The organism is Duganella aceris, assembly GCF_011090165.1.
Taxonomy (GTDB): domain Bacteria; phylum Pseudomonadota; class Gammaproteobacteria; order Burkholderiales; family Burkholderiaceae_D; genus Rugamonas; species Rugamonas aceris.
Genome location: NZ_JAADJT010000028.1, coordinates 1 through 7,575, shown reverse-complemented (window position 1 = coordinate 7,575; position 7,575 = coordinate 1). Strand labels below are relative to the sequence as shown.

The window sequence follows — 7,575 nt, the reverse complement described above, 5'->3', positions numbered from 1 at the left end:
ACAACCGCCAGCGGCGCCATTCGCGCCTTGGCTATGTATCGCCGGCGTCGTTCGCTGAGAATTTCAGAAAAAAAGCGCTGGCTGCTTGAAACGGACGTGTCCATTATTGACAGTACACCTCAGGTACGTGCAGTGACCATATTCCACGAATCGATCAGGAGCTTGAATGCGCTGGCGGTGCTCACTGCGCGCTTCAGAACGCCAAATGCCAACAGGTCCAGTGGAAACATGGCCGCATTGTTTGCGGAAAATATCTCTTTTCCCATATAAAGTAGCATAGCCCGGTCATTGCCTAGTTTCGCTAAGCTGGCTTGTACAAGAGGCGTGTGGCTAGGGGGTGATACGGACATGGTCGATGTACCAAGTAGAGAGATTAATTACTGTTGCCTGAGTTTGTCGGAGGCTGTTCTATCACAGCGACGCACGCATCAAGTTTGGATTCGAGCGTGTGAATTACCGGTTCGAGGAACCCGATTGTTTCTTCTACTGAATTGAAAATGTCGGATTTATTATGCGCGGCGGATCGCCACATATAGTCCGCCTCGAATGGATAGTTTCCACGAAATGCCTTGCGCAGAATATCCTCAGTTAGCGATATGATTGCCGCGCCGGAGTAGCCACTTTCATAACTGTCGGGCCGGAGACCGTGATCGATGCGCGCGCCCTTAGGAATGTCCCAATACCTTTCTCGGCATTTTTCTACACGGTCATAGAGTTCCGTAAGTCGCATGTTGAAGACCTCAGTGCTGGCTTCTCGACGAGCCGCAGAAAGCGATGTCAAATGAACGTTGGTCAATGCCGCAGCTTCAGCTGCTCCGCTTTGAAATCCATTCTCCGCCAAGAGGACGCCGCGATCTGCGCCGGTGTCTGCAATAATTTCTCGCAGACCGAGAACGTGAAGTTTGCTTATCCGAGACTTCCAGTGCTTACATTCGACGATCCACGTGATCTCGAAGCCAGCATGTCGAGACTTTACAAGCACGTCAACGTCATGGCTGGTTCGAACGCCCTTAATCGTGACGTTTGTAGCAGCTTCGAGCCCAAGGGATCGAAAGAATTTGGCAGCTTCTTCTTGGTAATCGCTCCAGTCAGCGGCCATAGAGAGGAATTCCTTTAAAAAAGACATTCTAACGCCACTTAATAATTAACGCACGGCTGGCCTGTTAAATATGTAGTTGCGAACGCCTTGTGATTGTGTTGGAGGTAAAAAATCTTATTGGGACGTATAATGGACATTATTCGGCTGCAGTGGCTTGCTCACTACTGGTTATCCTCTTCTATATCGCCCTCGTCGTCAAAATACACACCTTGCGCACCGATGAAACCAATAATTTCGAACCGCTGCTTACGGTCAGATTTGTCCATTTCTCCGTAGTGGTGTTCTAGTTCGTCCATTACTTCTGCCTTTGACGCATCTGATTTGAAGCAATCCAGGTAATCACGGATCAAGCCTGGGTCGAATTTCAACGGCTCAATCCCTTTGAGAAATTTAAAATAGCCTGTTTTTGGATCGGAGTTCATGAAGAAGATAAGCAATTCCTTCCAGAGTACATCTTCGTCACTGATGTTTACCTTCCTTAGAAATACGCTTTCCGCCTTCGATCCGTATCGCAGTTCGTATGTGTACAAGCCCAGCGATCTAGCTTGCTCATCAATAACGGTATACATTGTTTGTGAAATAGCTAAAACCGTTCGTCTGATAAAAGCCCGGTATCGGTCTTCGTTAAGGGTGGCGAACGGTAAGTTTTTTTTTGAAATCTCAACTTGGAGATGCTTGTTCAAAAAGCTGAGAATCGCTGAAACTTCCTTATGACCTTCGTAGACAGAATTCAGCGAAAATCTGTCGTATCGCAGAGTTTTGTAGAAGGTACCTAAGAGTTGTAGAAGATCATTATGTGGCTTGCCGAACTTGATCTCAACATGGTTCCGTACTCTCTCCAACAAATCCAAGTGGTTATGGGTGATGAGCGACTTCTCTAGCGTCTCCTGATCTCCAACTTCAGAATGCTCATGCAGTACGATTGCAATCTTTAAGAGCCGTTCTATACCAACCGACAGGTTGTAAAGAAACTCGAACAGTTCGTCACTATTGTCAAAGAGTTCGAGCTCATGGAATCGACGCAAACCATTGTAAATGAAGGATCCAGCAATGTGGAGTTCTTCGCCAAGTCGGAAGTTTTTCCAAAAATCCGATGTGTTCATAGTTCTCATTTTTATTCACATTGATGATTTATGATAGTGTGCAGGACCGTTCGCCACTTGTCTATATTCCTAAGTTATTTTAAATTTGTTCAAGGCTTGTATTTGGCGGAATTTTTATAAGCAGCAGATACAAACTCTTTTGTATATTCCTGTACTAGAGGCAATAGCATTTCATAAGTCTTATCGAGATCAATTAGCTCTTCACCAGCACGTAGAGTTGGAAATTTCTTTGCCAAGTCGGTAGAAACCTTCCCCTCATGTTTGATAGCGTTATTGAATAAACGAAGCTCATCGAAGGCTGCGAAATGAGGAAGTTTTTCAAGGTCAAAGGGGAGCGCTGACTTCATACTCGCAATATTAAACAGTTCTCGTTCCTTTATACTTGGAAAATTTCTTTTGGCGACTCGTTTTGTGTGTACTTCAATCTGGCGATACAGCGCTACTATACAGAGCTCATATCCAAGTTTTCTAACCTCACCAACATAAAATGCTTGATCTTCAATGTGCATCTTGTAGTCATCAATATCGCGAGGATCTTCGAAATCATCTTCGGTAAGCGACTTGTATTCCTTTTCTAAAGCCTTCTCCCGACGTCGCAGCGAAGTCTCGAGATGGTCGCGGAACTCTTCTAGCGTTGTGGAGTCGATGCGCTGGTCGAAGTTTTCGAGCATTACGCCCATAGATCGTGTCATAAGAATTTCTCCAAAAAATAGCTGAATGCGTTGCAAATTTAACTTGCAAAACCGCAATGTATCGAAAGGCCGAGGATATCGGTATCCTGACCTATCCTTCTATGTCGAACCTAAGGTAGTCGAACCGTAAATCTAGCGCTTCAGTAAAGGCTCCACCATCTTCGATGGTACGTAAGTCTTCTAAAGAAAATATAAGTATGATAGGACCATCTCGATCAAACGCGCTCTGTACTTCACGAATTGCATCAAGACCAGAGTTTTCGCCGGTAACTCCATTTTTTGCCAAAATAACACCCAGTTTCACTCTACATTTTTCCAATTTCCCGATAAAGTCTCGGATATGCTTTGCACCAACCGGCGCACTCCAATTTTTACACTCCACAAAACAGTAACGACCCAACTCCTCAAATAGAGGCAAAACCCCATTAGACGAGTTATACTCAACGACGATATCGATCTCGCTACTACGGGTATTAAGATTGCTGTACTTGCACCTAAGTGAAGGAATACAGCTGAATAGGTGGCGACCCAGGGCCTCGAATGACTTCCCCTTTGCGTCATTGGTTTTCGCTGACTCCGCTTCTTCGATAAGTTTGATAAGCTGAATGTTACGGATTCTGGTGCCGGAGTTCGGAACGTCTTGGTCAGCTCGTTCAAGATTTTTCAATATTTCTTCGGCTTCTGTAATCGCAAGATTATTTAAATCAAATTGCTTTACGACTCCTCTATCGATTACAACAAGTATTTCTGGTGATACGACTACGCCCCTGGTTCCACCGAATTCAGTTAAGTAGTCGTGAAGTTGTTGGATCCATGAAGAGATATCTTGTGTGCGGCCACTTTTTACCTCGAAGATTACCCATGGCTTAGATTCGATCGAATTCGACACTACTAAATCGGCGCGTCGCTTTCCGCGTCCATAATCAAAGAATGTTTCGTCGTCCGAGTAGCCGAGGGCCGAAATCAGCGCTGGAATGGCTTTTCTAGTGAATTCGCTCTCCGACATGCGCGCATGATGTGGTAGCTGTTCTAGAACCCGGAGCAGGGTTTCACGTGATTGGGTCAAATAGCGTTTCATGCAGGGCATGCCAGTCGAGCTGAACACGATCCTTCCCTGACTTTCGAGTTCGCGGGCTTGTGCCTCGTTAAAACGCCAAGAGCGACCTGATGGCGGTGATTTTCCGTTCCATTCAAAGCGACGGCCTTCTCGTTCCCCATTCATTGTTATTTCAGTGAGTACCCACGGACCGTTAGGATCGTTGTCGGGGTTTTGGTATCGATTTTTCATTTTATTCGCGCTCATCATCTCAAACGAAAGAATGGCTCAGCTGCCAATTTAATTGCTTTCTTGCCGTGGCGATGATGTCCGAAAATGTCATTGCGTTGACATTTGGCTCAAGGTTTGTAGTTGGGAAATCGGTTGATTTTCTTCCACCGATCAAAACCACTTGAATAGGCTTTGTGGTGTACTTCAACAAGTCATGCCTGTAGTCAGTTGCTTGTTTATAGTCATCCCTATTAAGGAGATGTGCAGGTCTCTTAAATTCTATAAGCAAACATTCACCATTTAAATTCTCGTTAAGCAAGAGGTCAGGGCGATTGCTAGCGCGTTCACCGACGAACTGCTTGCCGAACCCTTCCTCGACTTGACGCTGGAGGGTTTTGTTCGAGCTATATAGCGAGAACTGCGCTCCCAGGATCCACAGATTTTTCTCAATAGCTTTGTGCATTTGGGCCTCGAGAGTCTTAGGGTCTTGCGTCAGTAACTCGAGTTGGTCGAGGAATTCCTGACGTGCTTTTGCTTGCTCGACGAGATACGCCATGTCTGTGAGGCCGAACTCAGCAAGAGCATCCGCTAGTGTTGCAATGTCTTTTCGGCTTGCGTCGGCTAAGTGTTGAACTACTAGGCCGTAGTCGGAGCGCTCTATCGCTTCCAGTAGGACATAGATGAAGGGTGCAATCTTCTCTTCGGATTCTTGATAGAACCGTTCGAGAATTTTTTGAATCGCTTTTTCGGCATATTCGCGGCGATTCTCTGGGAGAGCCGCGAGCCGTTCTTTGATGTCACGCCTCAAGCGCGCATGGGCTAGTTGAATCTCGCGGCCGTGCTTCTCTTTGAACGCTGCGAGGATAAGCGGTCGCACTGCATTTGTGACTTGCTCGAGCAACTCACTATTTTCGATCAGGCTATTCCAACCTGCGGTGACGTGCTTTGACAGACCATCGGCATCAATCTCGCCGTACAGGCGCTTGAGCAGTTTCTGAGGAAAGTCCTCCTGGTCATCGAGACCGAAGAATGAAGGCTTACCAACCGCCTTACCATCCACACGAATGACAATACCTGGCTGACGTGAAACCGCATTTTTCTCTGAAATGGCAAAGCGCACACGTACTTCTCCGACTTCGGGAACGTCTAGTTTTTCATCTTTAAAATGACCTTGGACGTCATCGACTCCCAGCACTTTGTCATTTACTTCAATGGCAAAGTCGGTCTCGCGCCCATATTCCAGCAGCAAAATCTGCCTGAACTTAATTGGATCGGGGAATGTTAGCTGCTGGTGTAGCGAGCTAAGTGTTATGCGGGTGCCTCGAGATTCTGGTGAGCAAGGCTCGGTGGTCAAATGGATAGGAAGCTGTTCGATGTCCTGTACCGTTGAGAGATCCTGAACACGGAGAGTGAAACTCGTCCGAATACCTCGGGCATGCGTCTCAAGAGTCATGACTGAGGCAGCCATCAGCCCAGCGAACTTACCTATACCTTTGCGTCCTTTAACTAGCCTCTTTTTCTTAGCTGTACGCTCGCCACTTCGCTCCCTGCGGTCTGATGCAATAGAGAGATAGTGGCTGCCAACTTCATCCTCTGTCATCCCAGAGCCGTCATCGCAAATTACGATGGGATGGTCGCTCATTGGAGCGGGCAGTTGGATTTTCACATGATCCGAATCTGCATCCCAGGCGTTGTCCACGAGTTCTTTGATTGCCTTTTCAGTCGAGGAATACTCCTGGCTAAGAAGTTGTGCCAATCGCGAGTTGACATGAAAGCGTACGTTGCTCTTGGTCATATTAGGGAGTTTGAAAACAAAGACGGCCTCTATGCAAACTGCCCCTGCTGAGCCCAAAGGGACCTCGCTGAGGATGTTGTGAAATTATAAAAACTCTTGTAGGAATTGACCTACATTTTGCCGTAGTTTCTCATCGCCAATTCTCTTCAATTGTCACTGTTGTTATTTCGTCAACCTATGGGAGTATCTTGCGTAGCGGAGCCGTTCAACCAGTAAGGATTTGCACCAAGTGACGGTGTAAATCCGCCTCTGGGGGATAAAGAGCATGCAATTGACACTCTAGCTACGGAGGCCGCTGCTGGAACAGGGCCCGTCACGTTGGACGCCGTTTTGGCCGGTGCAGTTTGAATCGCTTGCCGAGGAACGGTTTCAGTTCTTTCGCATCTGCCTGCTGTCGTCGTGCGACTCTTCGTTGTGCTGGGGTCTTCCATACACCGCCGCTTGTCTCCTCCAGGTGAACGAAGTGTGAGATGGCTTCCTTAGCGATAGTGGCCTTTGCGCGGGCAATTCCATCGTTCTGCTTCTTCGTAAGTCGTTGTAGCAAGTCGATCTCTGCGCTTCGTTTGTAGGGGCTGTTGATTTGGCTGGACGCGTGTTGTTCTTTTAAGCGCTGAACGTTAAGTTTTTCGAGTGGCCTAGATTCTGCTAACCAGGAAAACTCGCTGCCGACTAGGCAGATTCGTCGCACTGGTAAACCGAGATGCTCTTCGATCTCCTTAACGAAATTTGAGATTCTTTGCGCGGTGAGACTCGACCGTGTGATGGCGTCGAAGGCTGTGTATCCGGTGAGCTCTTCATAGCCGAAGAGATAGAGGTGCGTGCCTGCTGCATCGTTGTGATATGTCTCCACCACTTTGATGCGTAAGTTACAGCGGTCCAGGAGCGACGTACCTATTTTTTTCTTACCCGTTCCTTTGGTGGGCGAACGACGCCCTGTGCGTTCGTGGAAAGCGGACTCGCCGAACGGAAGACGTTCGGGGGCGAGCGCGTGCGTAAGGTCGCGGAATAGGCGAGACGCCGAAAGCCCGGTCAGCGCCAGCAGTTCCGGTAGCAATAGGTCCCATATATCTACATCTCTGGCAGCGCCGCTTGGCCGTCCCTTCGCCCGTCCTTCATGACCCGCAATAGAACTCAGGTAGTAACGGGCGGTGCTGCGGGTGACCGCGCGACCAAACTTCTCCGTCAGAGACGCGGCGACCTCGGCATACGACTGTCCGGTGAAGTCTTCGAGATGAGATCTGACGAACCCTTGTTCTTTGGCTGTGAGCATAGGGTTTCAATTGTCACCGAAAAGTAGCCATTTTGTCCGGACAATTTGCACTCATTAATGATGGGGCGTTCTAGTCATTTCCGCCGGCAATGCAAATTGCCAAAAAAATCAGCACGAGCTTCCTGAGACGGGATGGGAAGAGGGGCTGACAAGCCCGAGTGCGATGGATATTATGCGTTCATTGGTTTGCACAACGCGCCAAGCGATGCAGGAAAATTGGCATCTAGTGATCTTGCCCCCGTATAACCGGACACGTCCTATCGCTTAGTTAGCGCCGCTTTCTTGAGCCCGGCGCGCCAGCTCCCTCCTGAACATGCGAGGAGATTTCAACTTCAACGACGAATGCGGA

The 7,575-nt window shown here is 48.0% G+C and carries 7 protein-coding genes; 1 reads left to right on the top strand and 6 read right to left on the bottom strand.

From position 1 onward, the window contains the following. A partial coding sequence (locus GW587_RS30770) for a hypothetical protein (protein ID WP_166108723.1) occupies positions 1-270 on the top strand: 270 nt, incomplete at its 5' end. A 103-nt stretch (positions 271-373) separates the two neighbouring features. Here GW587_RS30770 and GW587_RS30765 read toward each other — a convergent pair. The 6 genes from GW587_RS30765 to GW587_RS30740 all read right to left on the bottom strand — a co-directional run bounded on the left by GW587_RS30765 (position 374) and on the right by GW587_RS30740 (position 7,226). Further along, positions 374-1,099, bottom strand: a complete 726-nt coding sequence (locus tag GW587_RS30765) for a restriction endonuclease (protein WP_166108722.1) — start codon at positions 1,097-1,099, stop codon at positions 374-376. 161 nt (positions 1,100-1,260) lie between these two features. Next, complete coding sequence (locus tag GW587_RS30760) at positions 1,261-2,202, bottom strand: hypothetical protein (protein WP_166108721.1); 942 nt, start codon at positions 2,200-2,202, stop codon at positions 1,261-1,263. An 89-nt stretch (positions 2,203-2,291) separates the two neighbouring features. Beyond that, positions 2,292-2,894 (bottom strand): hypothetical protein, encoded by a 603-nt coding sequence (locus tag GW587_RS30755; RefSeq protein WP_166108720.1) that lies wholly within the window; start codon positions 2,892-2,894, stop codon positions 2,292-2,294. Between the two features lie 91 nt (positions 2,895-2,985). Then, entirely contained in the window at positions 2,986-4,182 is a 1,197-nt protein-coding gene (locus GW587_RS30750) for a restriction endonuclease (protein ID WP_166108719.1), read from the bottom strand. A 19-nt stretch (positions 4,183-4,201) separates the two neighbouring features. Further along, positions 4,202-5,956 carry an ATP-binding protein gene (locus GW587_RS30745; protein WP_166108718.1) on the bottom strand — a complete coding sequence of 585 codons (1,755 nt, stop codon included), beginning with the start codon at positions 5,954-5,956 and terminating at the stop codon, positions 4,202-4,204. A 313-nt stretch (positions 5,957-6,269) separates the two neighbouring features. Continuing rightward, positions 6,270-7,226, bottom strand: coding sequence for a hypothetical protein (locus tag GW587_RS30740; protein WP_166108717.1), 957 nt, complete (start codon positions 7,224-7,226; stop codon positions 6,270-6,272). Between the last annotated feature and the right edge of the window lie 349 nt (positions 7,227-7,575).